The organism is Shewanella sp. 492 (assembly GCF_059338445.1).
This window is the reverse complement of sequence record NZ_CM181702.1, coordinates 1,859,035-1,885,029: the sequence shown is the minus strand read 5'-3', so window position 1 is coordinate 1,885,029 and position 25,995 is coordinate 1,859,035. Positions and strand designations below refer to the sequence as shown.

The following is a 25,995-nucleotide window of genomic DNA, read 5'->3' as shown; positions in this document are numbered from 1 at the left end:
GCAAATCTTATTGTAGTGATGTCAGCAGCCGAGGAAACTTCCCTTGTCTGCTGATATCCCGTTAATCGATATTCCATTTGAGCAACGTCACACCTGTTGGTTTTGCAGTGAACCTTGCGATTGCGTGCTGCATTATGAAGCACAGTCTTACACTCCCCATCCCTCATTAGCCGTCCCCTGCTGTAAAGAGTGCCTCAGCATTGCCAAACGCTCGCCATTAATCTCTATTTGGGATTGCCATATGGCAGTTAAAGATGAATTAATGCGCATTTATGCTAAACATTTAGCCATTGGTGAAAACTGGACAGAGCAAGAACTCGCCGAGTCAGAGTTTTCGTGTAAGGTGTTTGAGGGGTTTAAAAAGAGTGCTTGGTTTATGTATCAAGTGGCTAAAACCCGTGTAAGTGTTGCGCCTTGGCCACTGAGCATCAATGGAGTGCTGATTGACAATCAAGATTATCAACTGGCGTTTGAATTTGATGGGGTTCAGTATCGCAGTATTGCTAATGCTGTAGAGCACTACAGCCAGATGCTGGGGTTAGACCGCCACTTTTTACATGATATTATAACGCTCGTAGGGCGAGATCGTTTTGCCTACGCGGTAAGAGTCTGCCGCCTTAATATCGTTAGTACTAAAGCCGTCAAACGGCAAATCTTGGCTGACATCGCCAGCCAAGAAACTCAAGTTTAAGCCTCGACTAACTGCCTGAGACGGTCTTGCACCACACCGACCAATAAATCCGGCTGGAACTTTGAAATAAATTGATTACAGCCCACCTTTTCGACCATAGCATGATTAAAACTACCACTGAGTGACGTATTGAGGGTGATGAATAATTCCTGCATGCGTTTGTCATTACGTATCTCATGGGTGAGCCGGTAACCGTCCATTTCAGGCATTTCTGCATCGGTTATCAACATCAAAATCTCATCGTAAACGTTAATACCTTCATCACACCAGGTTTGCAACAACTTCAGCGCTTGCAAACCGTCGGATACCTCTATCACCTCGATACCCAAGGGCATTAAGGTCTCTTTAATTTGCCGCCTAGCCGTTGAGGAGTCATCGGCAATTAAAATCTTACGCCCGACCATATTCTCAACCAATGACTCATCTAACACGCCATCCGATAGGGTGATATCGTAATGGATGATCTCAGCCAGCACCTTTTCTACATCGATAATCGACACTAATTGTGTTCCACCATCGACCTCAATTTTAGTAATAGCGGTTAAATAACTGTTGCTGCCCGCGGTTTTAGGTGGCGGCATAATGTCGCCCCAAGTCATATTAATGATATGCTCAACCTTACCCACCATAAAACCTTGCACGCTGCGGTTATATTCAGTAATGATTAAGTTTGCCTCTACGTTCTCTGCCATCGGCTGAAAGCCAATCGCTCGACGTAAATCGATCACTGGAATGGACACCCCGCGGATATTGGCCACACCTTTAATACTGTCGTGGCTACCGGGTAGATGGCTCAAGGCCGGTAGTTTCACCACCTCTTTAACTTTGAAGACATTAATGGCGAACAACTGGGTGGCATTAATACGGAACAATAAGAGCTCTAATCGATTTTCACCCACCAATTTTGTTCTTTGATCAACTGAATCTAACACCTTAGCCATACATCTTCCCGTTACTGCTTTTAAATGTGTGTATCTTAATTTGGTGTTGATTATAACCCGTATAGCCGGATTTAGAATCACCTTAAGCCATTGAAGCTCACATGTTATCTATATTTTTGATCGCATCTTCACCACTTAACCTTCTAAAACAAATTAAGCTGACTGTTTTCGCCGCCACAATGTTACTACCCTGTTACTCCAGTAACACTTGCAACATTAAACGCAGACAGTCACATAGAAATCATTCACTAATAAAATAAATCATTATAAAACAATAAGTAAATCAAGCCCACTCTAGTAAAAGCACAAGACCAGATACCAATAGCGGTGTATAACAGGCATATTCTCGAAGAAGATAAGCCTAATGAATAAATAAAACGCTAATAATGATTGTAATATGTTGACAAAAGTTAACTTGTCGATATACTCGCTCAATTGAACTTCCTGCCCCATTTGCTTGTGTAGCTCGACCCATCCGTCTTCGCATCCAACAAAATCAGCAGCATCTCTTACGTCATACTCTTGTCATCAAATGATGGTTAACTGTATGCGTTAATTAAGTCAATATTGTGATCTGTCTAACAAGAATAAAATAGATAGCCCGCAGCAAGGACTTGATTAGTAATAAAGAAATGGATAGTCTCAGTAACTTAGAATTCATCTTTCGCTAAAGCTAAGGATATTTTTATTATTAAATTTCAACTGCTAAACAAGCAGTCATCATTAAAGGAGTATGGCCAATGTCGTACAATATGAACGGTCAAGAGATCACGGTTAATTTTCCAGTGGCCTCTATATCATCAAATAAAACCTCTATCGCATTTACTGATAGAGCTGGTAAAAATAGACAAACCTTTTCTAAACGTACCGAAGCGTTACAGTTTATGAAATGGTTACTTTCAAGCAATAAATAAACCTCACGCTATTCGATACACCTCCTCTCATCGTATCGAAGGTTGCTAACGCAACAAGTAGGATTGACATCATTCGTCAACGACTCAGCACACTTCATTTGGCCTAGGTTGTATCACTTTCACAGATACTGACCTAGCCAAGTGATGCTAACCCCCATATTTTCGCCTATATCTCGGCAACATAGACTCATTCCCTAGCAACCCACCTTGATGTAGATAGAGCACCTTTTGCTTTGGATTATTTTCAAGATAGTGCAGTAATACTAGCCAACCCAGTGGATCGTAGAGTAACTCAAATTCCATCCCTGCTTGCTTAAGCTTTTGCCATACTTGAAAAAACTCGGGATAGAGCTTACCAAAATGGTAACGCTTATTCGGACTTAAAATTTGAGGAAACATTGACTCATCATCGACAAGCATTCGCCATTGCAGCTTAAGGTAATCATCACCGCCAACAACTGAGCACGTTTTAACTTGAATGCTATTATCGAGTTCGCTAAAGCTCTTATGTAAAAATAAGGCTGTGGTCCCCGTCCCTGACGGTAAGAAAACCACGAGTTCACTTAACTGCTGGGCCTGTTTCCACGCTATTATTTCACGTGCTAATTGCCGCACTCCAGACTCGGCATACTGACAGCGCCCACCTTCTGGAATAAACAACAGATCATCACGACCCGGTAATACGCATTGCTCGATATAACTGGCGCAATCGAGATCAGCCCTATCATGACACTGACTTAAATCGATAATATTGGCGCCATTTTGCAGCGCTGCACGATAATTACCCAGTGGATGCGTAAGCAGATAGCTGGCTATATGATCCACATAAAACTCTAATTGCCACCCCTTAAGCTTAGCCAGCGCTGACATCGAATAAAGTGAGTTCGCCTGAGGGGAGCCATATCCAACTAAAGTGGAGATGTCGGGAAAATCCTGCTGGAGAAAATAGGCAAATTTTCGTGCCTTATTACCAGAAAATGCCGGGTGGAGCAAATCATCACGTTTGACATAAACATCATGCCCATCAACATCAAGGGTATGCACAGGAGTCTGAGTCAGTTGTATCATAAGCAGTTCAAAGACAAAGAAATCCATTTTACACTGACTGATACACCTTGACTAACTTCAATCTCAAGTACCTTAGGGACTCAATCGCCCGGCACTCTAGATAACATGATTTGTCCCCCCACTATTAGTTAGCCTGATGGGCTAAACAGTAGTAAAAAAAACCATCTATGATTGTAATAAAAACTAAAAGTTAATAATAAACAGCAGCTTAAGTATTGGCACGATTATCGCTTGATTGCGTTTATAGATGATTAACACTTACTGACAGAGAGTGAGTGAGTGAGTGAGTGAGTGAGGCGCTTAGCCCGTACTGGCGATCGTCACCATCAGAAGTTGCTATTCATCAAGGTACATTTTAATTAACAACAGATATTCAAAAACCGATGTTTTGAACACTTTAGCTCGGCATTAAATCGATAGCATAAGTGAAAATAATAATAGGAGCGCTCAATGACCGTCATTCGTTTACTACTCAATATTGCATGGTTCATCTTAGGGGGATTGGTGATGGGGTTAGCCTGGTGGTTAGCAGGCCTACTCTGTTTTATCAGCATTATTGGCATTCCCTTTGGACGCGCCTGCTTTGTGATTGGCGAAATGGCTTTTTGGCCCTTTGGTCAAGAGAGCCACAACCGTAAATCGCTGACAGGCGTTGAGGATCTGGGTACCGGTTCACTGGGTATGATAGGCAATGTCATCTGGTTTATATTATTTGGTTTCTGGTTAGCAATAGGCCACCTGGCCCACGCACTGGCTTTATTTGTCAGTATTATTGGCATTCCATTTGGGATCCAGCATTTAAAACTGGCCATACTCAGCCTAACGCCGATAGGTCAAACCATCAAAGCTAAAGCCACTTAAACCAACATGTTGATCACTATTTGCGGAGTAATAATTAATGGATAACCAATTACATAAAATAGCTATCACCATGATAGGAGGTATCTTAGTATTGCTTGGTGCTGTGCTAATAATACTGCCAGGCCCTGCATGGCTACTACTGCCTATAGGATTAGCAGTATTGAGTATTGAATACCCATGGGCAAGGCGTTGGCTCAAACTGAGTCAACGCCAGATGAAACAATCGGCACTTTGGTTAGATAAACGCTGGGCCAATAGAAAGGGTTAACACAGTGATAACGCGCAGTAATTAGTTGCTGCGCGTTATTCATTATCAGTACAGTCAGATCGCTAAACGTCATTGCCCCGACAAGCAATTGAGCAGAAGTCTATAAACTAATGAGTTTAAATTAATTTAACTAGCGTTGTTGACCATCTGCCACCTGAGTAAGTCGCTCTAAAATAGCTAATAACACCCCTTGGTGATGCATATTGTCGAGCAAGCCTGTGCTAAAGCGCTCAAGACGCGTCATAGCGGTCAACAATAACTGACACTCTTGCAAACTAGCATCACCAATATATTCGGGTCTATCGATAAGATGGCTATTTTGATACCAATCACTCCAGTCTAATCGCTCCAGTAACAGACCACACTCTTGCAACTGCTCAGTAAAGTCATGCAGTTTACTGCTACACACAAGGTGTTCTCCTTGGGTAAAATGCTTAGCATACTCTGCATATAATGCAGCGATTTGTACTGACATAATATCACTCATACCGACCTCCTAAAGCGAAATGTCAGAACACGTGACCAACAATGTGGCGCGTAGCACTGAACTAACGAAAAAAGAGATAAGCACGTCACCTATACCAACGAATGGGGGACTAGGCTAATTCAACGCAGCTGTACCATGGCTTAACGGCTAATAATTAGTCTGGCTGATAGATCATAATTCGAGAGGCTAGCGCCGCTCAAGAGGTGATAGTCATATTAATGGACGCTCAAGTTTCACTGGCAAATTGATTAAAGCAGTCGCTGCTGATATAAGCTATTAGAGCGAGTCTTGATACAATGCAAACTCCTGTAAAATCAAATCGGTAAATAGACTACCAGCCCGACCTAAAGGCCGCTCCATGGTGGAGACAAGTTGCGGAGTAAAGCTGTAACGGCTGGCGCCGACAAAGTCCACTTCCACTAATGCTCCCGAGGCCAACTCGGTTTGAATCAAAAATTCAGGCATCCACCCAAAACCTAAACCCATCTGCAGCGCATTTTTCTTCATAATAAAACCTGATAAATAAAACACCTTATCGCCACCAAACTGTAATTGGTCACTGTGGTGCACACTGGGGGATGAATCTTGAATGGTGAGCTCGACATACTGCAATAACTCAAATAAGGCCACTTGTTGCATCGCGGCAAGTGGATGCTCGCGGGAGACCACCAGCAAACTGTTAATGACCGGCAAAGGTTGAGGGCAATAGTTAGGGCCTGAGCGATAGTCCTTCACCAGCATAAGATCGGCAGCGTCACGCTCAAACCTGTGTTGCACCCCACCCAAAAATTCAACATTAAGCTGGATCTTAGTGGGAATATTCTGCTCAGCCACTTGCTTAAGCGCGCGCATTATCGGCTCCATGGGTAATGAGCCATCGACCACCAATTCCAATGTCGGCTCCCAGCCTTGACTAAATCGGCTGGCTAAATGCTCAATATTGCCCAAATACTGCAGCAACCTTTGGCCCTCGGCCAACATAACCTTGCCTTCTGCGGTTAATTCGGCTCGATACTTATCGCGACAAAAAAGCTTTACACCTAAGTGTTGCTCTAGTTTTTTTACCTGATAGCTCACTGCCGATTGCGCCTTATGTAAACGTTCTGCCGCCTTGGCAAAGCTGCCCTCTTCGACCAGTACTTCGAGTACCTTAAATGCTTCAATATCAATTTTCATCAGCCTTCCAAAGCGTAAAGCAAATACAACCATCTAAATATTGGATTGAGTTAAGCTATTTATTATTCTTTTTTTTGTTAATGCGAGCAACTAAATTGATAACTCGATCACAAAAAACGCGTTCACCACAATAACAACAAGATCTGTGTGCAGGTAAAGCACTGAGGAAGAACATTATGCCGTTTTATGTCAAGCAGGGGCAGATCCCACACAAGCGTCACATCACCTTTAAAAAAGACAATGGTGAGCTTTATCGTGAAGAGCTGTTTTCTACCCACGGCTTTGCCAATATTTACTCTAATAAATATCACCATAATATGCCCACTAAAGCATTAACGGTGGCGCCATATGACTTAAACCACGGCGATACCTGGCAAGACCCACTGATCCAAAACTACAAACTTGACTCGAAGCAAGTGGATTGCCAAGGCCACTTTTTTTCCGCCCGTAATAAGATTTTTTTCAATCATGATGTGGCGATCTATACCGCCAAAGTCACCCAAGATACCGACGAGTTTTATCGAAATGCCTATGCCGACGAGGTGGTGTTTATTCATGAAGGGCAAGGCACGCTTTACAGCGAATATGGCACCATTAGTGTCAATAAATGGGATTATCTGGTGATCCCGCGAGGCACCACCTATCAACTTAAATTTACCGATTTGGATAATGTCCGCCTGTTGGTGATTGAGTCCTTTTCCATGGTGGAAGTCCCCAAACATTTTCGTAACGAATATGGTCAACTGACCGAATCGGCGCCCTATTGCGAGCGCGATATTCGGGTGCCAACCTTGCAAGATGCCACAGTAGAGCAAGGAACATTTCCCTTGGTGTCTAAATTTGGCGAGCGCTACCAGATAACTGAGCTGCAATGGCACCCATTTGACTTAGTCGGCTGGGATGGCTGTGTTTACCCATGGGCGTTTAACATCCAAGATTACGCGCCAAAAGTGGGGCAAATTCACCTGCCGCCCTCTGAGCATTTAGTCTTTAGTGGCCATAATTTTGTCATCTGTAATTTTGTGCCGCGCCCTTATGATTTTCATCCCCAGTCGATCCCGGCACCTTATTACCACAACAATATTGACAGTGACGAGGTGCTCTATTATGTCGACGGCGACTTCATGAGCCGAACTGGCATTGAGGCCGGTTACCTGACGTTGCATCAAAAAGGGGTACCACATGGGCCCCAACCGGGACGCACCGAAGCCTCCATTGGCAAAACTGAAACCTATGAATATGCCGTTATGGTCGATACGTTCGCCCCACTACAACTCACCCAGCACGTACAAACCTGTATGAGCCCAGATTACAACCGCTCGTGGATAGAAGAAAAACAATAACCACACATCGGCAGTCAAGCTGCCAACACCCAACACAACTCAGGCCGATGGAGCAATACACCGCGGCGAGATAACATATTGAACGAGGACATTGACATGGCAAGCGAACAAAATCCCCTAGGACTATTAGGTATCGAATTTACAGAATTTTGCACGCCTGACAGTGAGTTTATGCATCAGGTATTTATCGATTTTGGTTTCTCTAAGTTAAAAAAACATCAGCAGAAAGAGATTTTTTACTACAAACAAAATGACATCAATTTCCTGTTAAATAATGACAAAAAAGGGTTCTCATGCGCCTTTGCCAAAAAACATGGCCCAGCTATTAGCTCAATGGGCTGGCGTGTGGAAGACGCTCAATTTGCCTTTGACGGCGCCGTGGCGCGCGGTGCAAAGCCCGCTACAGAAGCTGCGAAAGATCTACCCTATCCTGCAATTTACGGTATTGGTGACAGCCTAATCTATTTTATCGACACCTTTGGTGAACCAAACAACATTTATGCCAATGACTTTATTGACTTAGATGAGCCCGTTATCACCCAAGAGAAAGGTTTTATCGAAGTCGACCACCTGACCAATAATGTCTACAAAGGCACCATGGAGCATTGGTCTAATTTCTATAAAGAGGTATTTGGCTTTACCGAGGTGCGTTATTTCGATATTAAAGGCTCGCAAACGGCGTTGATCTCCTATGCACTGCGCTCACCCGATGGCAGTTTCTGTATCCCAATCAATGAGGGTAAAGGCGATGATAGAAACCAAATTGATGAATACTTAAAAGAATATGATGGCCCGGGAGTACAACATCTGGCTTTTCGCAGCCGCGACATAGTGGCCTCGCTCGATGCGATGGAAGGCAGCTCCATTGAAACACTAGACATCATCCCCGAGTACTACGACACCATCTTTGACAAGCTGCCACAAGTCACCGAAGACAGAGAACGTATTAAGCATCACCAAATTCTGGTCGATGGCGATGAAGAGGGTTATCTATTACAGATTTTCACCAAAAACCTATTTGGGCCCATTTTTATCGAGATCATTCAACGCAAAAATAACTTAGGTTTCGGTGAAGGTAACTTTAAGGCGTTATTTGAATCCATTGAGCGCGACCAAGTGCGCCGCGGTGTGCTCTAAAGCCCACTGGCTCTCATAGGATAATAAAAACCAGCTCAAGGGCTGGTTTTTTATTGGCACCCAAGCGATAAATCACTACACTAGCGGCCTGTTTATATTCACTGATTAGTCCTTATCACCATGTCCGAACACATTCTTATTGCGGTATTTTTACCGACCTTTTTCTTTGTCTCGATAACCCCAGGTATGTGCATGACCTTAGCCATGACCTTAGGCATGAGCATTGGCGTACGCCGCACTCTGTGGATGATGATAGGTGAATTGGTGGGCGTGGCACTCGTGGCCATTGCCGCCGTCATGGGTGTGGCCAGCATGATGCTCAATTACCCCCAGATATTTGAGATCTTAAAATGGGTCGGTGGCCTCTACCTCGCCTTTATCGGGGTGCAGATGTGGCGCGCCAAAGGCAAACTCGCCCGTTTAGAAACCTCGACCTCGATCAGTAATCGCGCCCTTATTACTCAAGGCTTTGTCACCGCCATCGCTAACCCTAAGGGCTGGGCCTTTATGATCTCCTTACTGCCGCCTTTTATCAATGTCGATAACGCCATTGCGCCGCAAATGATGATGCTGTTATCCGTCATCATGTTGACCGAATTTGTTAGCATGTTGGCTTATGCCAGCGGCGGTAAATCCCTCAAACTGTTTTTAAGCCGGGGTGACAATATTAAGTGGCTCAACCGCATCGCCGGAAGCTTAATGGTGGGTGTGGGTTGCTGGCTGGCGCTAGGTTAGACGCCAGCCTCTAACGTAAACCGCTTCACTCTTGCCCTTTTTTGTAAGGCAGAGCCTGTTTAAGCTGTGTCATGTAATGCTGCACCTGTGCCCGTTCTTGCTGGGTAAAGTCGGCGATGGCGGCGCGAAATTGCCCATGGACTATCTCATGGGCCGAATAGGTTTCTACCGGTTCAAAACCCCGTAACACCTTATGTTCGCCTTGAGCCCCCGCATCAAACACCTTAAGCCCATGGGTAATAGCATACTCGATCCCCTGATAGTAACAGGCCTCAAAGTGCAACCCATCGAGCTCAACTAAGGTGCCCCAATAACGCCCATAGAGGGTGTTGTCAGAGACAAAATAGAGCGCCGCCGCAATCATAGACTCACCGCCTTCCCCTTGCTGGCTCACCAATAACAGGCGTATCGCAGCGCCCATGGTGGCCACCAGCTGAGTAAAAAAAGCTAAGTTAAGATAACCGCTATGACCTGAGCGTTTAAAATAGGTCGCTTGATAACACGCCACAAAATGTTGCAATGCATCACCGGTGATCTGCGGCCCCTCAACAAACCGAAAATGCAGCGATTTATCCTGTAACTGCCGTCGATCTTTGAGGATGTTTTTACGCTTGCGGCTGCTCATTTGCGCTAAAAACTCATTAAAATCATGATAACCACGATTATGCCAATGAAACTGAGTGCCCAAGCGGGTTAAACACCCGGTACTGGCCAAACGCTGATGCTCGGCGTGAGGATGAAACAGTTGATGCCAGCCAGAGCCTGCAACACGTGCAACCTGCTGTTCAAGGTAACGACTGAGCTGGGTTAACAACGCCTGTATCTGCGCGGCATTTAGCTGCGTCGATATTGCCAGCCGCGGCCCGGTCACTGGCGTAAAAGGGACTGCACTAACGAGTTTGGGATAGTAGTTGAGTTGATGCCTCTCATAGGCCTGCGCCCACGCCCAATCAAACACATATTCGCCATAGGAATGGGTCTTAAGATACATAGGCATGACAGCGACTACGTTAGTTTCAGCATCAATATTAGTACCGAAAGTCGCTTCATCCTGAGCCAGCTTGACGATGACATGCATTGGCTGCCATCCGGTTTCGATACTCACGCAGCCACTGTTTTCTAATGCGTGTAAAAATTCATAGCGGCTAAAGGGGTTATCACTGCCCATTAACTGCGCCCACTGCCGCTGGCCTATTTGACTTATCTGACTGACGCACGTGAAGGTAAACAAGGGCACAAGACTCCTTTATGATGATGGTTTAAGTGCAGCAACGCGCTGTGGTAAGCATCACTTACTAATGGCCACTTGATAAGCGTCTTTTTGACAGCAATGACTTGCTATTAATAATGCCAGCGGCTTGATTTTAACAGCAATAGTCGGCACATTGAGGGACAAATGTAGACACAAAGGATCAATTGTGCGCCCACTTAACACCCTCATTATCGCCCTATCGCTTTCACTGCCTTTCACCTTAGGCCAGTATAGCCACGCGGCTGAATCATCAATATACAGTAATAGCGCTACCGTCCAACCGGTATGGGCAAAGCATGGCATGGTCGCCAGCCAAGAAGCGCTCGCCACCCGAATTGGGGTGGATATTTTGCAGCAAGGAGGTAATGCCGTCGATGCTGCCGTTGCCGTTGGCTTTGCCCTAGCGGTTACCCTACCGCGCGCGGGTAACCTCGGCGGCGGAGGCTTTATGCTGGTTCATATCGCCAAAGACAATAAAACTATTGCCATCGATTATCGCGAGGTCGCGCCAGCAAAAGCCGATAAGGATATTTTTTTGAACGCGCAAGGCGACGCCGTCGCCAAGCTCAGCCGTGAACATGGCCTCGCCGTAGGCGTGCCCGGCACCGTAATGGGCATGGAGTTAGCCTTAACGCACTATGGCACCATGACCCTAGCACAAGTCATCGCCCCCGCCATCACTTTAGCCAAGCAAGGCATTGTCGTTACCCCAGATTTAGCCACCTCCCTTGCAGGCCTTAAACGTCGCATTAGCCAATGGCCTAGTTCGAAAGCAATTTTTTATCGACCCGATGGCAGTAACTTTGAGATTGGCGACACCTTAATACAACAGGATCTGGCTCACTCGCTAACACTTATCGCCGAGCAAGGCAGTAAAGGCTTCTATCAAGGCAGTACGGCTGAAAAAATCGTGGCCGCAGTAACCGACGCTGGCGGTATCATGACTCAGGCCGATCTGGCCGACTATCATGTGGTTGAGCGCGAACCCGTCAGTGGCGAATATCGCGGTTATCGGGTGGTCTCTATGCCACCGCCATCATCGGGCGGCGTGCATATCATAGAGATGCTCAACATGCTCGAACCCTTCCCCATTGATAAAATGGGCCATAACACCGCCGATACCCTGCATGTGATGTCTGAGGTGATGAAGCGCGCCTATAGCGATCGCAGCAAATACTTAGGCGATCCCGACTTTGTCTCTGTGCCGGTGGCCGAGCTTATCAGTAAGTCCTATGCCAAGCAGCGTTCTAAAACCATCACCTTAGAAACATTGACCCCAAGTCATCTTATCAACCCAGGTAAAGTCTCGGGCTATGAAAGCCCACAAACGACCCACTATTCTGTGGTCGATAAATGGGGGAACGCAGTCGCGAACACCTACACCCTTAATTTTAGTTACGGCTCTGGTTTAGTGGCTCAAGGCACGGGGATTTTACTTAATAATGAGATGGATGATTTTTCGGCAAAACCCGGCGTGCCTAACGGATATGGGTTAATTGGCGGTGATGCTAATGCGGTCGAGGGGCACAAACGCCCGTTAAGCTCAATGAGCCCGACCATAGTGATGCAAGATGGTAAACCATTTATTGTCACTGGCAGCCCGGGGGGCTCGCGGATCATCAATACCACCTTACAGGTGATCATGAATGTGATTGACCATAAGCTCAACATTGCCGAAGCCAGCTATGCCAGCCGAGTCCATCATCAATGGCTGCCCGATGAGCTGAGGGTTGAGAAAAGCCTCAATCACGACACTATTAAGCTGCTAGAGGCCAAAGGCCACAAAGTGACGATAGGCAATGCTATTGGCTCGACCCAATCGATTATGGTTACTCCTGAAGGGATCTATGGCGCATCAGATCCAAGACGTGCGGGTAGTGAAACGGCGGGTTATTAACATAGCCACTTTCGAGTGAGTCAAAATGCGCCGTCAAGGCGCTTTTTTATTGAGTCAGCCAAAGCCATTAAGGTAAAGTGAGCCATCAACACCACCACACAAGAGCTGCAATGAATCAAGCTGATGGACTGCCCTACTCCCAAGCCTGCGAAAATAATAAACAAGCCATTTTATCTGTGTTACGCCACCGTTTTGCTCAGGTCACTCAAGTATTGGAAATCGGCAGTGGCACGGGACAACATGCACTCTATTTTGCCGAGCAGTTGCCTCATCTCACTTGGCAACCAAGCGATCAAGGCGCCTATCTTGCACCGCTGTGCCTTAGAGTGAGCCTGGCGGCCCACCTTGATAATCTTGCCCTGCCGTTAACTATCGATGTTATGCAGCCTTGGCCCTGCAAGGCGCAACAATTTGATGCACTCTTTAGCGCCAATACCTTACATATTATGAGTAAAGCCATGGTAGAAGCCATGTTTGAGGGGATATCGCAGCATTTAGCTCTAGGAGGAGTATGCTGCCTGTACGGGCCGTTTAATTATCAACAAGCCTACAGCAGTGCCAGTAATCGAGAATTTGATACTTGGCTAAGGACTCGCGATCCCCTCAGTGGTATTCGCGACATTGAGTGGATAATCGAGCTTGCCGCCCGCGCAGGTATGCGTTTAATGGCTGATAATGAGATGCCTGCCAACAATCGGTTACTGCAATTTTTAAAAGAGGCGTGATCATTCCCCCCTGATATGCCGCGTGACCACGGCATATCATTATCTAGCAGTCATTAAAAATGGTGGCTTAGAAGTCGGCCTCGGTCAGTGAACAGATAAGCTCACTACTGGACTCAATTTGCGCCCTCAAACTGCGAGTTTGCACCGCCCAATACGCCATGTAAAACGCGGCGGTTTTCAGTTTATCCTGATAAAACGCCTGCTCTTGAGAGGAATGCTCGAGCGCCACCGCCGCCATCCTCGCCCACATCCAAGCTAACGCGGCAATGCCAAACATCTGCATATAGGGCATAGACGCCGCCCCGATGATATCGGGATTGTGACCAGCATGAGTACTGATATAACCTGTGGCCTGTTGCAGATCCTGCAAAGCATCGCGCAGCGGCATAATATAGGGGATCATGGCGTCATTAGCTTGATGCTCATCGATAAAGCGGGTCACTATCTCAGACCATAGGGCTAAAGCTGCACCGCCATCGCTGAGTATTTTGCGCCCAACTAAATCCAATGCCTGCACGCCATTAGTGCCTTCATAGATCATCGCAATACGACTGTCGCGTACAAATTGCTCCATGCCCCACTCATGGATATACCCATGGCCACCAAACACCTGCTGGGCATCGACACAGGCCTTAAACCCTTGGTCGGTCACAAAGCCTTTGACCACTGGGGTCAATAACGCGGCCAGCTTACTGGCATTAGCAGCCAGTGACTTATCGTTAGCGCGATGGGACTCATCGAGCCACAGTGCTTGCTGGCCCATTAAGGCTCGCGCCCCTTGATTAAAGGCCTTTTGTGCCATCAACATACGCCGAATATCACCATGAACTAAGATAGGATCGGCGGCCTGTTCGGGTGCCTTGACACCGCTCAGCGCGCGACCTTGAATCCGCTCTTTGGCATAGGCTAATGCATTTTGGTAGGCAATCTCCGATACGCCAAGGCCTTGCACTCCCACCCCAAGGCGCGCCTCATTCATCATGGTAAACATGGCACGTAAACCTTGATGGGGTTTGCCCACCAGTTCCCCCATGGCCTCATCAAACACCATCACGCAGGTTGAATTACCATGAATGCCCATTTTATGTTCCAGCGCACTGGCGACCACACCATTGTGCTCGCCTAAGCTGCCATCGTCATTGACGCGATATTTCGGCACCGCAAATAAGGAGATCCCTTTCACCCCAGCAGGTGCATCTGGCAGGCGAGCCAAGACCAAATGTACTATGTTGTCGGCCAAGTCATGATCGCCCGATGAGATAAAAATTTTCTCGCCGCTAATGGCATAATATTGCTCGTCAATCGCTTGTGCCTTGGTGCGAAGTAGCGCCAGATCGGTTCCCGCATGGGATTCAGTTAAGTTCATGGTGCCGCTCCATTCACCGCTGACCAATTTGGCTAAATATTTCGCTTTAAGCACCTCACTGCCGTGGGCATGAATCGCCGCATACGCCCCATGAGTTAAGCCGGGGTACATGGCAAAAGCCATATTGGTGGAGGTGTTCATTTCGGTGGCAAATATCCCCACAGACTCGGGAAGCCCCTGGCCACCATAATCAGGATCGCTGGTCAATGTAGCCCAGCCATTGTCTACATATTGTTGATAGGCCGCTTTAAAACCTGTTGGGGTGCGTACTTGCCCCGCGACAATTTCGCAGCCCTCGACATCGCCGCTGCTATTTAATGGCAACATCACTTCGGTAGTAAAGTCTGCAACCCCTTGTAGAATCGCGTCCACTAATGGCGCATCAATCTCATCGAATCCTTGTAGATCGCCACGCTGATAAATCGACAGTAACTCACTTAATATAAATTGATAATCTCGAAGCGGAGCTTGATAGATAGGCATTGAATCATCCTTATTAATCGCTATTTCATCCATTACGTCATACCGAGCTTAAGTTCAGTTACGTGACTGAGATGGCCGCGTCGCCACTCATGCAACCACTATTGCAGCATTACGAACCTATGCATCGAACTTGAGCGTCAATATTTTCGTCAAGATGCAAGCTAAACATGGCACTTGCTCTTGTCCTCCCACTCTAACCAAATCAGCCTAAAAATACAGCACTGATAAGACTAATAATATTGAGCGGGGATAATAAAACAGCAAAAAAAATCAAGGCGATACTTATCCTTAAATAAAAAAAACGTTAAGCTAATACCTCTGCGGCCTCAGGCCAATATTAGGCAATAGGATAAGACGATGGCTTCTGTTACCACCAAAAAACACCCTAACGGACTCGACTATGTCGAAATCGACACCCCCTTGTGCGAGGCGCGGATCTTTATGCAAGGCGCGCAGATCGACCGTTTCACCCCTAAAGGCAAGCCCCCGTTACTCTGGGTGTCGAGCGCGGATGATTATCAGCCCGGGCATGGTATTCGTGGTGGTATTCCCGTATGTTGGCCTTGGTTCGGTATGAGCAACCATCCAGAATGGCCGCAACATGGTTTTGCACGCACTCGTATTTGGACACTCGATTCGGTGCAGCTGCGCAATGACATAGCCGAACTTAAATTTAGTTTATCCATCAATGATGAAGACAGGATCAGCTGGCCCCATGACACCAAAGTCGAGCTGCTGTTTACCCTAAGCGATACCTTAAGCGTCAGCTTAATCAATACCAATCTCAGCGATGAAACCGTAAGCCTAACCCAAGCCTTGCATACTTATTTCCCTATTGACGATATTCACCAACTTAAAGCCACTGGCTTTAGTGGCGCCCATTACATTGAATTTGGTAAAGGGCCCTATCCGCAGGCCACAGATGAAGTGATATTCAACCAAGAAACCGATAGGGTTTATAACGCCCTTGGCCCACGACAGCAGCTACATACGCCCCAAGGGATAATTAATGTCTGTCGCCGCAATAGCCAGTCGGCAGTTCTGTGGAACCCATGGATTGATAAATCCAAGCGCCTAGCACGCTTTAATCATGATGATTATCTCACCATGGTATGCCTCGAAGCGGCCAATGTGCTTGAAGATAAAGTCACCCTTGCCCCCTATGGCAGTCATACCTTAACTACTGAGATCAGCTGGGCCAACTAACAGCATTGGCCATAAATAGCCAACTGAGCAGCTTATGTTGCGCCAATGGACGGCCCGCCCGACATAACTGCTAGACTGATCGTAACGACTCTATTTGTGGCGCAGCATGTTTAGCCAACGACATTAAGGGCAACAACCGAACCATATGACAAAGAGACAGGGATAGATGCGGCAGCGACTGAGTCAATCACGCCTAATGGCAGCGCTACTGATCACGGCGCTGCTAATGGTTGTCGCCCTCGGTTTAGTGGCTGCCAATCTCAGTGGTATCACCCAAAGCCTAGCGAATCGTTACCTATTACCTGCCAACACCCAAATCAGTGCCCTCAATGTTAACCTTGACGGTGTGCTCAACGGCCATGTTGCACAGTTAGATTTACAGGTCAACGACAGTCATATCGCCATCAGCGATCTGCAATTGACCTTCAATGATGCCGTTACATGGACACATTTTTCTCTCGAGAATATTGACACGCTGGCCATTAGGCACATTGAGGTGCTGTTATCACCCACGCTATTTTCTTCCAATCCCAATACAGAACTCGCCCCGACGACTAGCCCAGCGCTGTCGCTCGATATGGTAGCAATACCTAAAATAGCCATAGGACAGACGCAACTGAGTGTGCAGCAGATCCCGAGTGAACAACTGAGCCTAAGTCTGGATTATCTCAATATCGATAATCAAGGAAGAGTGACCAGCCAGTTAAGTCATCATGATAAATTACTGTTTGGCCTCGATGCGCAACTATCTGACGAGAGCTGGCAGTTCGACACTCGCTTATCCTTAGATACCCTCCAAGCATTCATGGCCCAGTGGGTAGCATCGGCGCCGGCGCAGCAGCAAGAGACGCCTCCACTGCGCCAATTTATCGCACTAAAACACCAGTTAGCTACCCAGCATATAGATATCAGCGGCCAGCTTATTTCATCGACTCGGCTCGATATTGCCAAGGCCCGCATCGATTCCAGCCATCAACTGGAGCCGTTTTCGCTAACACTTAACGGCTTGACTGGTACAGTATTTAACTCACCTTTGCAATTAGTTCCAAAAGCGCTGCCGATTGAGGGCGGTGCTGACTCAGCCTCCGTTTCGACGCCAAGCAACTCATTGCCATCAAATAGCATTGCCTTCGAGATCACCGGTCCAGTTAGCGACCTAAGCGTGAGCCTTGCGCCAAGCCAACTTGAGCTGGCAATATCGCCATTGCAACGTCAGGCATTCTATAGCGGGGCCACGACCCACGCGCCTTTGCTCAATACACTCGATAGGCTATTGAGTACAACTGCCTTGTCTGAAAGCAACGTGGCGGATAACAATTCGGCTGATAATCACCGCCAACCCTCTCCCCCAGATCAGGACGCTCTGCACTCTCAGCAATCTCTGCGCACTCTACTTGGTGAGCTAACTGGCCAGCCACTTTATCTTATGTTGCAACTTGCCAGTCCGCTTAACTATCAAATTAATTCACAACAATTAAGCATTGAGCACCTACAAGCAGAGCTGTTACTGGGTAATTTACAGCTTAATACTGAGCTAAAACATCTCAAGAGCGTGAATAAAATTGATGAAACCAGTGTCACCACCGATTGGCAGCTGACGCTGGCGCACCCATCCACCTTATGTGTCGGTTTTTCAACGCAGCAAGAAAACGCAGCCCCTATTGCTCCCTGTGATACGAGGATAGATTCGCAGCTACGCGCCGATAACATAGCGTTGTCTGCAACAGGCAGCGCCAACGCAACCTACCCCACAGCGCTGTCAGCAGGGGCTGCAACATCGAGCTTTGCCTTGACAGTGCTGCCTGAGGCACAGCTGATAATCGACGGGCCATATTATCGTCATCAGTCCCTTGATGTCGCCTCAACACAGTTCACACTTGCGCTCACTGAACCACTGAGTTTTAACACTGCTGATGAGGTTAAACTGCAATTTGGTCATATCGATATAAGTAACAGTGGCAATCAATTCACCTTCGTGCAAGCTGGCGAGCACTACCAGCTTGCGAGTCATCGCACTGAGCTGCAACTAAGCGGTGGCCAGTTCAACAAGCTAGCTAATGGCGCAAGCCAATGGTTATTGCGCCCCTTGAGTATCTCAACCCTTAACCCACAGCTAACCCAGTTAAGTAACCTCGTTGCGGCGCTGCCAGCACAAACACTGACCAGTGCCGAGCTTGTTTTCAACAGTAAAGAGACGCTACATATTAACCTCGACGCGGAGCTTAATAATAAAAACACAGGCAAACTAACGACTCAACTATATCTCCCCCCCCTCATGCTGCAACTTAATGGGACGCAACTGACGCATCGGCAAATTAGTGATGAGCAACATACAATTGCCACCACGACCAACATAGGCGTCGCTCGCTTAGATGTGGGCGCTATTGATATGGGGTACATAGCCTCCCTTACAGAGGAGAGCAGCTCAGCTGTAAACAATAAACCTGTCGCCAACACGAGCGCGCAGTCGAATCTGAGCGCACCATCACACTCACTGGCAGCTTTGGTTCTGAACGCACCATGGCAAAATCAACTTGAACTTAGCCTTGAAAATATCAGTGTTAATCAGCAGTATTATCAGCTGAAAAAACGCCGGCAACGTAATCTTTTTGCGATCACCCAGCTGGGGATGACTCAACAACTCGATTGGCAAGCCAGCGCCAGCCAATATCGGCTAAGCACAGCAGAGCAATGGACGGCTGGACAGTTATCGATGCGCAGTCAGCATCAATTGACACTGGCAAAACAACCAGATAAGGTCGCGCTACAAGGTGAGTTCGCGCTTAATAGCGATCTGCAGCAACTAATCAACCAACTCTGTAGCAGTTTTGCCCTCAACATGCCTCTTACGACCATTGGCGATATCCAGCTAGCCAGCCATCATCAACTCTCATGGCAGCCTGATGAACTCCACTTCTCCATGCAGCTGACACCAAAAATTCAAATCAGCGAAGGTAGCATTAACCTACTGCCCTTTGAACAGTTTAACCTTGATGGCAAATGTTATTTCAGTGCGAGTGCGATAAAACATAGCCCTAGCAAACGCAGCATTAACTGTAATGACCTAAGCCTTCAGACGCAGGCATTTAATCCTGGCGTGGTACTCAATAATATCAATGCCAGTACTCAACTTAATTGGTCTTCTCAAAGCGCGTCGAGCCAAGAGACTAAAGAGGCTTTGCTTCAAACAGCCGATATTAATATCAATGCCAGCGCCGATACCCTAGGTGGCCATTTGCTGCTGCCTAAATTTTCGCTCGACTTACATCAACCCTCCGAAGCGTATCTGGTGTTACAGGCGTTAGATTTAGCCCAGCTACTAACCATTCAGCCACAACAAGGCATTTATGCCGATGGTATTTTTGACGGTGTTTTACCTATGCAAATTGTCGATGGTAAAGTGTCGGTTACAGGCGGGAAATTGGCCGCGCGTGCACCAGGTGGCTTGATTAAAGTGGGCAATAATCCTGCGGTAATGCAGATGCGATCCTCTCAGCCCTATTTGGATTTTGCTTTTTCCGCCCTCGAAGAACTGCACTATAGCGAGCTATCGAGTCGTTTTGATATGGCCGCCAATGGCGATGCCGTGCTGCACGTTAATGTAAAAGGTAAGGCTAAAGATATTGAACGCCCTATTCACTTGAACTACGCTCAAGAAGAGAATATGTTGCAGTTGCTCAAGAGTTTACAAATAGGTGATCGCCTACAACAGGATATTGAACAGTCGATGGCACAATAAGCGGGCGCCAATCATGTTCAGGTTATGGTCATCTATAAAGGATTAAGCTGAGCTCACCTTGAATGATCCAGAAACGATCATCGCTACAAAAAAGGAATCACTAGTGAAGATATTGCCGACGTTAATAAGCACCACCATAGCGGCCGCGCTATTAAGTACCATAGGCTGTTCACCCACGGTTAAAATCGAGCCGCCAGATAAGCCTATTGTGATTAATCTTAATGTTAAAATTGAGCACGAGATCAAGATCAAGGTCGACAAAGAGCTTGATGAGTTACTCAATAACAATGAGCTATTTTAACCCATTTTGAGATCAGGAAATCACCATGAAACGTCAAATACTTATACTCATAACCGGATTGCTGTTGAGCCTAAATGCGTTCGCTATCTCCTTACAAGAGGCCAAGAGTCAAGGTCTTGTCGGTGAGCAGGTGAATGGTTATTTAGGACTGGTCGTTAACAATAGCCAAGCCAAACAACTGGCTGACTCGGTCAATGCTAAGCGCCGAGCCCATTATCAAAAAATTGCCACGCAAAATGGCATTAGCGTCGAAGATGTCGCCAAACTGGCAGCAGAAAAGGCCATTGCCGCCGCCGATAGAGGTGAATATATCCAAACGCCTCAAGGTAATTGGATTAAGAAATAACCTTTAACTAGATACTTAACATAGTCACCAGCTAAGCAACTAACCTCCAGCGCCTATGAGATGGGCGCCTTTTCTTTTGCCTAATGATAAACCGCTGACGAGCGAGGTTTAACCACCAGTAGATCGCAATCGATACGATCGATCACCTGCTCAGCGGTATTACCACACATGCTAGAGAGCAAATTAGACTCGCCAGCATCGCCCACAATCACTAACTCCGAATCCACCTGCTTCGCCAGCACGGCTATGGCGTCTTCAGGGAGCGCTTTAGCCACATGAAAATGACTGGCTGGCACATGATGCCGGCTCTGATCCGGTAACAGGTGATAACGACTCGAATAGAGCGACAGTTGGCGCAAATGATACTGTTCATCAGTTTCAGGCATGACAGGTTGCTGAAAAGAGATACTGGGGTTATCACCATAATAGCAATCAAGCAGATGACAATTCCCCTTTAACAGTCGGGTAAAGTGTTCGGTCGTTTGTAATACCGTTTCATTTAACGATTGATGCTGCAGCCCTTCAGCGCAAGGCTCGACCAGAGATAAAATTCGCCCGCCTGGTTGCCAAGCATGATCTTTTACTATCACCACAGGCTTCGGTGACTCTTTAAGTAATCTCACATCTAATGATTTAATCGCTAACCAGTGCCATAACTTGCGAGTCGAGGCACTAATCAAAACCGCATCAACATGAAAATCTCGGCAACACTGCAACACATCATCAATAGCGTGGCACGATGTCGATGCATATGATATTGCAACGCCTGTATGAGCAACCGAGTGGATAAAGTCAACTAAACATTGACGTTTAGCGTCGATAGTTGGTGCACCATTATCGGCATTGGCTTGTTGGGTGTCTTGACTACGATAAAAAGTATGTACAAGGCGTGAGACAAAATGACTATGTTCAAGCAACATGACTAGGATATGCGCTTGACTTTTTTTGGCCATATAGGCGGCCCTTGAGATACCTCTAAAATTAAAATCGTGTTCATCGATAACCACTAGCAATCGTTTGTAGCTGTCCATAACGGATCCATCTTGCCATGGGGGAACCCTAATTGTAGTTGAGCCTGAGACGCTATTTGAAGCTGTTTACCGCATAAACACTGGGCTAGCGCCAAACAGCTGATAATGAAAATGATTACTGTTTATAACATTTTCGACTTAAAAAATCCGTTTGCCATAATACCGACCACAACGGTAATCTCTATTAGCGCCAGTACGAATGCCATAATAAATAGGCAATACAAATGGCAGGTAATGACGACAAGTTAATCCCCCCATTTTGTGGTGTAAGGCCGTTAGCGCATCTCACCGCTGTGAACAAGTTCACAAGGTACAGAAAAAGTGAATTAGTTGGCGCTACTATAGTGATTAAAGGCGTAAAATCAGTACATCGTGCATAAGCAAGTCATACTATTAATAAGCTTCCCTGCTCTCATACCGTCCTTTTGTTTTTACACCTGGAGTTTTTATGATCGCAATAGAGCTATTTGTAGTACTGGCCTTTATCTATCTAGGTGCCAGAATGGGCGGCATTGGCATAGGGCTGGCTGGCGGCGCAGGCGTGCTGGTGCTCACCCTCATCTTAGGCCTAGATCCCGGTCATATTCCGGTGGATGTCATTTTAATCATCATGTCGGTGATCGCTGCCATTGCGGCAATGCAAGTTGCCGGAGGATTAGACTGGCTAGTACAACTCTCTGAGACCTTTTTAAGAAAAAACCCCAAACACATCACCTTTTACGCACCGATCGTCACCTATTTTATGACGCTGCTTGCAGGCACAGGTCACACCGCATTTTCAACCTTGCCCGTTATTGCACAAGTCGCTAAAGAGCAAGGGATCCGCCCATCTCGGCCACTGTCGATTTCCGTTATCGCCTCACAAATTGCCATAACAGCATCGCCTATCTCAGCCGCTGTGGTGTTTTTCTCTGGCATACTCGAACCATTAGGCGTTGATTATCTGACATTATTGGCGATCTGTATTCCGGCGACTTTTTGTGCTTGTATGGTGGGCGCTATAGTCGCCAATGTGATGGGGAGTGAACTAAAAGACGACCCCATTTACCAGCAGCGTTTGGCTCAAGGACTGGTTAGCCAACAACAAAGTTCAACACAAGTGATCGCCCCTAGCGCTAAGCTCGCTACCGCCATCTTTATCAGTGCCATTGTTTGTGTCATCGTGTATGCCACCCTGATCTCCGATTCGGTGGCGCTGATCACCGAACCCACTTTAAGCCGTAACGATGCCATCATGGTATTTATGTTAACGGCCGCCGCGGCCATTGTGACCTTTACTCATATCGATGCCAGCAAGATCTCTGAGGCTTCCACGTTTAAGTCAGGAATGAGCGCCTGTGTTTGCGTACTCGGCGTCGCTTGGCTGGGTGATACCTTAGTCGCCGGTCATATTGATGAAATTAAAGATGTCGCGGCAGCGCTATTACAGCAGTATCCTTGGCTATTGGCATTAACGCTGTTTTTGGCGTCGATGCTGCTTTACTCACAAGGGGCAACGACCACCGCATTAATGCCAGCCGCGCTAGCCATTGGCGTTGCTCCCATGACAGCGATAGCCTCTTTTGCCGCAGTCAGTGCATTGTTTGTTTTGCCAACCTACCCAACATTATTAGCCGCTGTGGAGATGGATGACACAGGCTCGACCCGCATCGGTCGTTGGGTGTTTAACCACCCCTTCTTTATCCCCGGAGTGGTGACAATCGGCACCTCAGTACTACTTGGATTTGTCTTTGGCGAGCTACTGTTAGGCTAAGGACTTAGCAACCCAGCAAACTCAGGGGGTTATAAGCGCCCCCTGATGTGGAGGACCATAGAGTGAGTGGGCAAACGGGTGGCAAGCGCAATCTATACGCTTACTCACCAAGTGCGAGTGTGACAGAGGTTAACCCTTTCTTTTGATGCTTGTGACGATACATTTGCTCATCAGCCTGTTGCAACAGTTGGGTGATATCAGCCGCCTCATCAACCGCTACGGCAACCATGCCATAGGAAAATTGCAGCGGATAAGGCAGTTGCTCTCGCAACATAACTTCGTGTAAATGTTCACCAAAACGCTTAACCGCTGTTTGTGCAACAGCCGGTGTGCAATCATGGAAAAAAGCGGCAAACTCATCGCCGCCAAAACGACCCACAATGTCTGAATCACGCAAGGCAGTTAACATTTGCTGCGCAAACAGACACAAGACTTTATCGCCTTCACCATGACCATACTGATCATTAATCGGCTTAAAGTTATCTAAGTCGAGATAAACCAAGCACGCTGGCTGTTTATTGCGCTGCATCATTTGCAAGCTTTTATCGACCAGAGCCATAAAGCCGCGTCGATTCGCTATCCCTGTCAATTCATCACTGGTCGCCAGCTCGATAGCTGCTAGCTCATCTTCAACCATCATCGCCAGATCTTTAAGTGCCAGTTTATCCTCATCCGTTAACTGTCTAGGCTGATCATCGATAATACACAAGGTTCCCATCAATTGGCCATTGGGTGCATGTAGCGGTTGCCCTGCATAAAACCGCACATGCGGCGGTTCTGTGACTAGCGGATTGTTGGCAAAGCGGCTGTCTTGGGTGGCATCGCTAATATGAAACAGCTCATCTTTTAAAATGGCATGGCCACAAAAAGAGATATCCCTTGGCGTCTGACGCACATCAGTACCTATGGCAGACTTAAACCATTGTCTCTGTTTATCAACCAGGCTAACGCAAGCTATCTTGACATTAAATAAGCGCTTAGCCACTCGAGTGACACGATCAAAACGCTCTTCTGGTGCCGTGTCGAGAATATTCAACGCGGTTAACGTTGACAACCGACACGGCTCATTTGGGGGAATACTTGGGACCTGCATATATGGCCTCTGTTATTAAAGTAGTTTAAATTATCTGAGGCCTATCCAATGGCGCGAATTAGGCTAAGCGATTATCCAACCTAATACAAACATTCATGCTGACTAATTATTGTTCCAGATCAATACCTGCGCGGGTTCGCCGCTTTTTCGAGTCGCGCGGTACATGCCTTCAGTATTAAAGGGAGTTGCGATATTGCCACGTTGGTCGATAGCAATCACTCCTCCGGCACCGCCAGCAGTGATTAAACGTTGATTAATCACCTCATCGGCGGCCTGAATAATTGATTTTTGCTGGTATTTCACTCTCGCGCAGATATCTCCCGCCACGTGATAACGAATAAAATATTCTCCATGGCCGGTCGCCGACACTGCACACACCTTATTTTCAGCATAGGTACCAGCCCCAATGACCGGCGAGTCGCCAATGCGACCAAACCGTTTGGCTGTCATGCCGCCGGTAGAGGTTCCAGCGGCTAAATTACCCTGTTTATCCAGGGCCACCGCGCCAACAGTGCCGAACTTGTAATCGAGCTCCTGTGGATCGTCAAACAACAATGATGCTTGTGACGCGCCACTAACATCACCGACCTGAGCCGCCTTTAGCTTGGCTTTGGCATCGAGTAACTGCTGATAACGATGGTCATCATCAAAATAACTGACTGGCACAAGCTCAAAACCTTGGGTCAACGCGAACTCCTCGGCGCCACTACCAGATAGCATCACATGAGGCGAATGGTCCATCACACGGCGGGCGAGCGTGATCGGGTTCTTAATGTGTTTAACTCCCGAGATGGCCCCGGCATTTAGGGTACTGCCATCCATAATGGCGGCGTCCATCTCATGTTGACCATTAAAAGTATACACTGCGCCAACCCCTGCATTAAACAAGGGGCTATCCTCTAAGATGCTAATCGCGGCAGTGACCGCACTAAGGCTATCTCCGCCTTTGTCTAATACTTGATAACCCGCATCAACTGCTTGCTTTAATTTGGTGCGATAAGCTTGTTGCTGTGCATCACTCAACGCAGCTTTTGAAATCGTGCCAGCCCCACCATGAATGGCGATAGCAAACGGCTGTGATGATGTCGCGCCCACTGTTGTAGCAACGATACTCAAGAGTGCGGTCAAGCTAAATAATTTGATTGTACTGTTCACCTAAGGCTCCTTGCTATGGTTTGTATT

Annotated in this window: 23 protein-coding genes; 14 read left to right on the top strand and 9 right to left on the bottom strand. The window is 47.0% G+C overall.

The annotated features are described in order from the left end of the window. Positions 1–43 precede the first annotated feature (43 nt). Positions 44–691 carry a hypothetical protein gene (locus AC5YBX_RS08505; protein WP_494524743.1) on the top strand — a complete coding sequence of 216 codons (648 nt, stop codon included), beginning with the start codon at positions 44–46 and terminating at the stop codon, positions 689–691. On the opposite strand, the gene AC5YBX_RS08500 is transcribed toward AC5YBX_RS08505, so the two are convergent. Further along, the gene (locus AC5YBX_RS08500) at positions 688–1,632 is read right to left on the bottom strand and encodes a chemotaxis protein CheV (protein WP_494524742.1); all 945 of its coding nucleotides are present in this window, start codon (positions 1,630–1,632) and stop codon (positions 688–690) included. The genes AC5YBX_RS08505 and AC5YBX_RS08500 overlap by 4 nt on opposite strands. Positions 1,633–2,372: 740 nt before the next feature. On the opposite strand from AC5YBX_RS08500, the gene AC5YBX_RS08495 reads away from it, so the two are divergent. After that, positions 2,373–2,546, top strand: a complete 174-nt coding sequence (locus AC5YBX_RS08495; RefSeq protein WP_494519207.1) for a hypothetical protein — start codon at positions 2,373–2,375, stop codon at positions 2,544–2,546. 147 nt (positions 2,547–2,693) lie between these two features. Here the strand turns inward: AC5YBX_RS08495 and AC5YBX_RS08490 are convergent, their stop codons facing one another. Beyond that, the gene (locus tag AC5YBX_RS08490) at positions 2,694–3,614 is read right to left on the bottom strand and encodes a pyridoxal-phosphate dependent enzyme (RefSeq protein ID WP_494524741.1); all 921 of its coding nucleotides are present in this window, start codon (positions 3,612–3,614) and stop codon (positions 2,694–2,696) included. A 450-nt stretch (positions 3,615–4,064) separates the two neighbouring features. Between AC5YBX_RS08490 and AC5YBX_RS08485 the strand changes: the two genes are divergently transcribed. Both AC5YBX_RS08485 and AC5YBX_RS08480 read left to right on the top strand, forming a co-directional pair. Then, a complete protein-coding gene (locus AC5YBX_RS08485) occupies positions 4,065–4,475 on the top strand; it encodes a YccF domain-containing protein (RefSeq protein ID WP_494519209.1) in 411 nt (136 codons plus the stop codon). Positions 4,476–4,512: 37 nt separating this feature from the next. After that, positions 4,513–4,743, top strand: a complete 231-nt coding sequence (locus AC5YBX_RS08480) for a PGPGW domain-containing protein (RefSeq protein ID WP_494519210.1) — start codon at positions 4,513–4,515, stop codon at positions 4,741–4,743. Between the two features lie 130 nt (positions 4,744–4,873). On the opposite strand, the gene AC5YBX_RS08475 is transcribed toward AC5YBX_RS08480, so the two are convergent. Together AC5YBX_RS08475 and AC5YBX_RS08470 are read right to left on the bottom strand one after the other, a co-directional pair. Beyond that, positions 4,874–5,230 (bottom strand): DUF6508 domain-containing protein, encoded by a 357-nt coding sequence (locus AC5YBX_RS08475; protein ID WP_494519211.1) that lies wholly within the window; start codon positions 5,228–5,230, stop codon positions 4,874–4,876. Positions 5,231–5,506: 276 nt separating this feature from the next. Further along, positions 5,507–6,406 (bottom strand): LysR family transcriptional regulator, encoded by a 900-nt coding sequence (locus AC5YBX_RS08470; RefSeq protein WP_494524740.1) that lies wholly within the window; start codon positions 6,404–6,406, stop codon positions 5,507–5,509. A 176-nt stretch (positions 6,407–6,582) separates the two neighbouring features. Between AC5YBX_RS08470 and AC5YBX_RS08465 the strand changes: the two genes are divergently transcribed. The 3 genes from AC5YBX_RS08465 (at position 6,583) to AC5YBX_RS08455 (ending at position 9,621) form a co-directional block, all read left to right on the top strand. Continuing rightward, complete coding sequence (locus AC5YBX_RS08465) at positions 6,583–7,749, top strand: homogentisate 1,2-dioxygenase (RefSeq protein ID WP_494519213.1); 1,167 nt, start codon at positions 6,583–6,585, stop codon at positions 7,747–7,749. A gap of 96 nt (positions 7,750–7,845) precedes the next feature. Continuing rightward, positions 7,846–8,886, top strand: a complete 1,041-nt coding sequence (gene hppD, locus AC5YBX_RS08460; RefSeq protein ID WP_494519214.1) for a 4-hydroxyphenylpyruvate dioxygenase — start codon at positions 7,846–7,848, stop codon at positions 8,884–8,886. Between the two features lie 120 nt (positions 8,887–9,006). Continuing rightward, positions 9,007–9,621 carry a LysE family translocator gene (locus tag AC5YBX_RS08455; protein WP_110458000.1) on the top strand — a complete coding sequence of 205 codons (615 nt, stop codon included), beginning with the start codon at positions 9,007–9,009 and terminating at the stop codon, positions 9,619–9,621. Positions 9,622–9,646: 25 nt separating this feature from the next. Here the strand turns inward: AC5YBX_RS08455 and AC5YBX_RS08450 are convergent, their stop codons facing one another. Continuing rightward, complete coding sequence (locus AC5YBX_RS08450) at positions 9,647–10,858, bottom strand: GNAT family N-acetyltransferase (RefSeq protein WP_494524739.1); 1,212 nt, start codon at positions 10,856–10,858, stop codon at positions 9,647–9,649. A gap of 181 nt (positions 10,859–11,039) precedes the next feature. Between AC5YBX_RS08450 and ggt the strand changes: the two genes are divergently transcribed. Together ggt and AC5YBX_RS08440 are read left to right on the top strand one after the other, a co-directional pair. Further along, a complete protein-coding gene (gene ggt, locus AC5YBX_RS08445) occupies positions 11,040–12,770 on the top strand; it encodes a gamma-glutamyltransferase (protein WP_494519216.1) in 1,731 nt (576 codons plus the stop codon). 110 nt (positions 12,771–12,880) lie between these two features. Next, the gene (locus AC5YBX_RS08440) at positions 12,881–13,495 is read left to right on the top strand and encodes a DUF938 domain-containing protein (protein WP_494519217.1); all 615 of its coding nucleotides are present in this window, start codon (positions 12,881–12,883) and stop codon (positions 13,493–13,495) included. 67 nt (positions 13,496–13,562) lie between these two features. On the opposite strand, the gene AC5YBX_RS08435 is transcribed toward AC5YBX_RS08440, so the two are convergent. After that, entirely contained in the window at positions 13,563–15,344 is a 1,782-nt protein-coding gene (locus AC5YBX_RS08435; RefSeq protein ID WP_494519218.1) for an acyl-CoA dehydrogenase C-terminal domain-containing protein, read from the bottom strand. A gap of 357 nt (positions 15,345–15,701) precedes the next feature. On the opposite strand from AC5YBX_RS08435, the gene AC5YBX_RS08430 reads away from it, so the two are divergent. The 4 genes from AC5YBX_RS08430 (at position 15,702) to AC5YBX_RS08415 (ending at position 20,936) form a co-directional block, all read left to right on the top strand. Further along, entirely contained in the window at positions 15,702–16,550 is an 849-nt protein-coding gene (locus AC5YBX_RS08430; RefSeq protein ID WP_494519219.1) for a D-hexose-6-phosphate mutarotase, read from the top strand. A 166-nt stretch (positions 16,551–16,716) separates the two neighbouring features. Beyond that, positions 16,717–20,289 carry an intermembrane phospholipid transport YdbH family protein gene (locus tag AC5YBX_RS08425; protein WP_494524738.1) on the top strand — a complete coding sequence of 1,191 codons (3,573 nt, stop codon included), beginning with the start codon at positions 16,717–16,719 and terminating at the stop codon, positions 20,287–20,289. A 109-nt stretch (positions 20,290–20,398) separates the two neighbouring features. Next, positions 20,399–20,590: a YnbE family lipoprotein gene (locus AC5YBX_RS08420; RefSeq protein WP_494521626.1), complete on the top strand. Its 192-nt coding sequence runs from the start codon at positions 20,399–20,401 to the stop codon at positions 20,588–20,590. 25 nt (positions 20,591–20,615) lie between these two features. Then, complete coding sequence (locus AC5YBX_RS08415; RefSeq protein ID WP_494519221.1) at positions 20,616–20,936, top strand: YdbL family probable chaperone protein; 321 nt, start codon at positions 20,616–20,618, stop codon at positions 20,934–20,936. 80 nt (positions 20,937–21,016) lie between these two features. On the opposite strand, the gene AC5YBX_RS08410 is transcribed toward AC5YBX_RS08415, so the two are convergent. After that, positions 21,017–21,967, bottom strand: coding sequence for a universal stress protein (locus AC5YBX_RS08410; protein WP_494519222.1), 951 nt, complete (start codon positions 21,965–21,967; stop codon positions 21,017–21,019). Between the two features lie 448 nt (positions 21,968–22,415). On the opposite strand from AC5YBX_RS08410, the gene AC5YBX_RS08405 reads away from it, so the two are divergent. Then, the gene (locus AC5YBX_RS08405) at positions 22,416–23,720 is read left to right on the top strand and encodes an anaerobic C4-dicarboxylate transporter (protein ID WP_494519223.1); all 1,305 of its coding nucleotides are present in this window, start codon (positions 22,416–22,418) and stop codon (positions 23,718–23,720) included. A gap of 100 nt (positions 23,721–23,820) precedes the next feature. Here AC5YBX_RS08405 and AC5YBX_RS08400 read toward each other — a convergent pair whose 3' ends face one another. After that, positions 23,821–24,774, bottom strand: a complete 954-nt coding sequence (locus AC5YBX_RS08400) for a sensor domain-containing diguanylate cyclase (protein WP_494524737.1) — start codon at positions 24,772–24,774, stop codon at positions 23,821–23,823. 141 nt (positions 24,775–24,915) lie between these two features. Beyond that, entirely contained in the window at positions 24,916–25,941 is a 1,026-nt protein-coding gene (locus tag AC5YBX_RS08395) for an isoaspartyl peptidase/L-asparaginase family protein (RefSeq protein WP_494521627.1), read from the bottom strand. Between the last annotated feature and the right edge of the window lie 54 nt (positions 25,942–25,995).

What these genes read in the sequence shown, in the direction of transcription:
- hppD (WP_494519214.1), top strand. Translation starts at nt 7,846, where the DNA reads ATGGCAAGCGAACAAAATCCCCTAGGACTATTAGGTATCGAATTTACA.
- AC5YBX_RS08480 (WP_494519210.1), top strand. Translation starts at nt 4,513, where the DNA reads ATGGATAACCAATTACATAAAATAGCTATCACCATGATAGGAGGTATC.
- AC5YBX_RS08405 (WP_494519223.1), top strand. Translation starts at nt 22,416, where the DNA reads ATGATCGCAATAGAGCTATTTGTAGTACTGGCCTTTATCTATCTAGGT.
- AC5YBX_RS08485 (WP_494519209.1), top strand. Translation starts at nt 4,065, where the DNA reads ATGACCGTCATTCGTTTACTACTCAATATTGCATGGTTCATCTTAGGG.
- AC5YBX_RS08410 (WP_494519222.1), bottom strand. Translation starts at nt 21,967, where the DNA reads ATGGACAGCTACAAACGATTGCTAGTGGTTATCGATGAACACGATTTT.
- AC5YBX_RS08490 (WP_494524741.1), bottom strand. Translation starts at nt 3,614, where the DNA reads ATGATACAACTGACTCAGACTCCTGTGCATACCCTTGATGTTGATGGG.
- AC5YBX_RS08465 (WP_494519213.1), top strand. Translation starts at nt 6,583, where the DNA reads ATGCCGTTTTATGTCAAGCAGGGGCAGATCCCACACAAGCGTCACATC.
- AC5YBX_RS08470 (WP_494524740.1), bottom strand. Translation starts at nt 6,406, where the DNA reads ATGAAAATTGATATTGAAGCATTTAAGGTACTCGAAGTACTGGTCGAA.
- AC5YBX_RS08440 (WP_494519217.1), top strand. Translation starts at nt 12,881, where the DNA reads ATGAATCAAGCTGATGGACTGCCCTACTCCCAAGCCTGCGAAAATAAT.
- AC5YBX_RS08475 (WP_494519211.1), bottom strand. Translation starts at nt 5,230, where the DNA reads ATGAGTGATATTATGTCAGTACAAATCGCTGCATTATATGCAGAGTAT.
- AC5YBX_RS08430 (WP_494519219.1), top strand. Translation starts at nt 15,702, where the DNA reads ATGGCTTCTGTTACCACCAAAAAACACCCTAACGGACTCGACTATGTC.
- AC5YBX_RS08435 (WP_494519218.1), bottom strand. Translation starts at nt 15,344, where the DNA reads ATGCCTATCTATCAAGCTCCGCTTCGAGATTATCAATTTATATTAAGT.
- AC5YBX_RS08425 (WP_494524738.1), top strand. Translation starts at nt 16,717, where the DNA reads ATGCGGCAGCGACTGAGTCAATCACGCCTAATGGCAGCGCTACTGATC.
- AC5YBX_RS08495 (WP_494519207.1), top strand. Translation starts at nt 2,373, where the DNA reads ATGTCGTACAATATGAACGGTCAAGAGATCACGGTTAATTTTCCAGTG.
- AC5YBX_RS08455 (WP_110458000.1), top strand. Translation starts at nt 9,007, where the DNA reads ATGTCCGAACACATTCTTATTGCGGTATTTTTACCGACCTTTTTCTTT.
- AC5YBX_RS08500 (WP_494524742.1), bottom strand. Translation starts at nt 1,632, where the DNA reads ATGGCTAAGGTGTTAGATTCAGTTGATCAAAGAACAAAATTGGTGGGT.
- AC5YBX_RS08415 (WP_494519221.1), top strand. Translation starts at nt 20,616, where the DNA reads ATGAAACGTCAAATACTTATACTCATAACCGGATTGCTGTTGAGCCTA.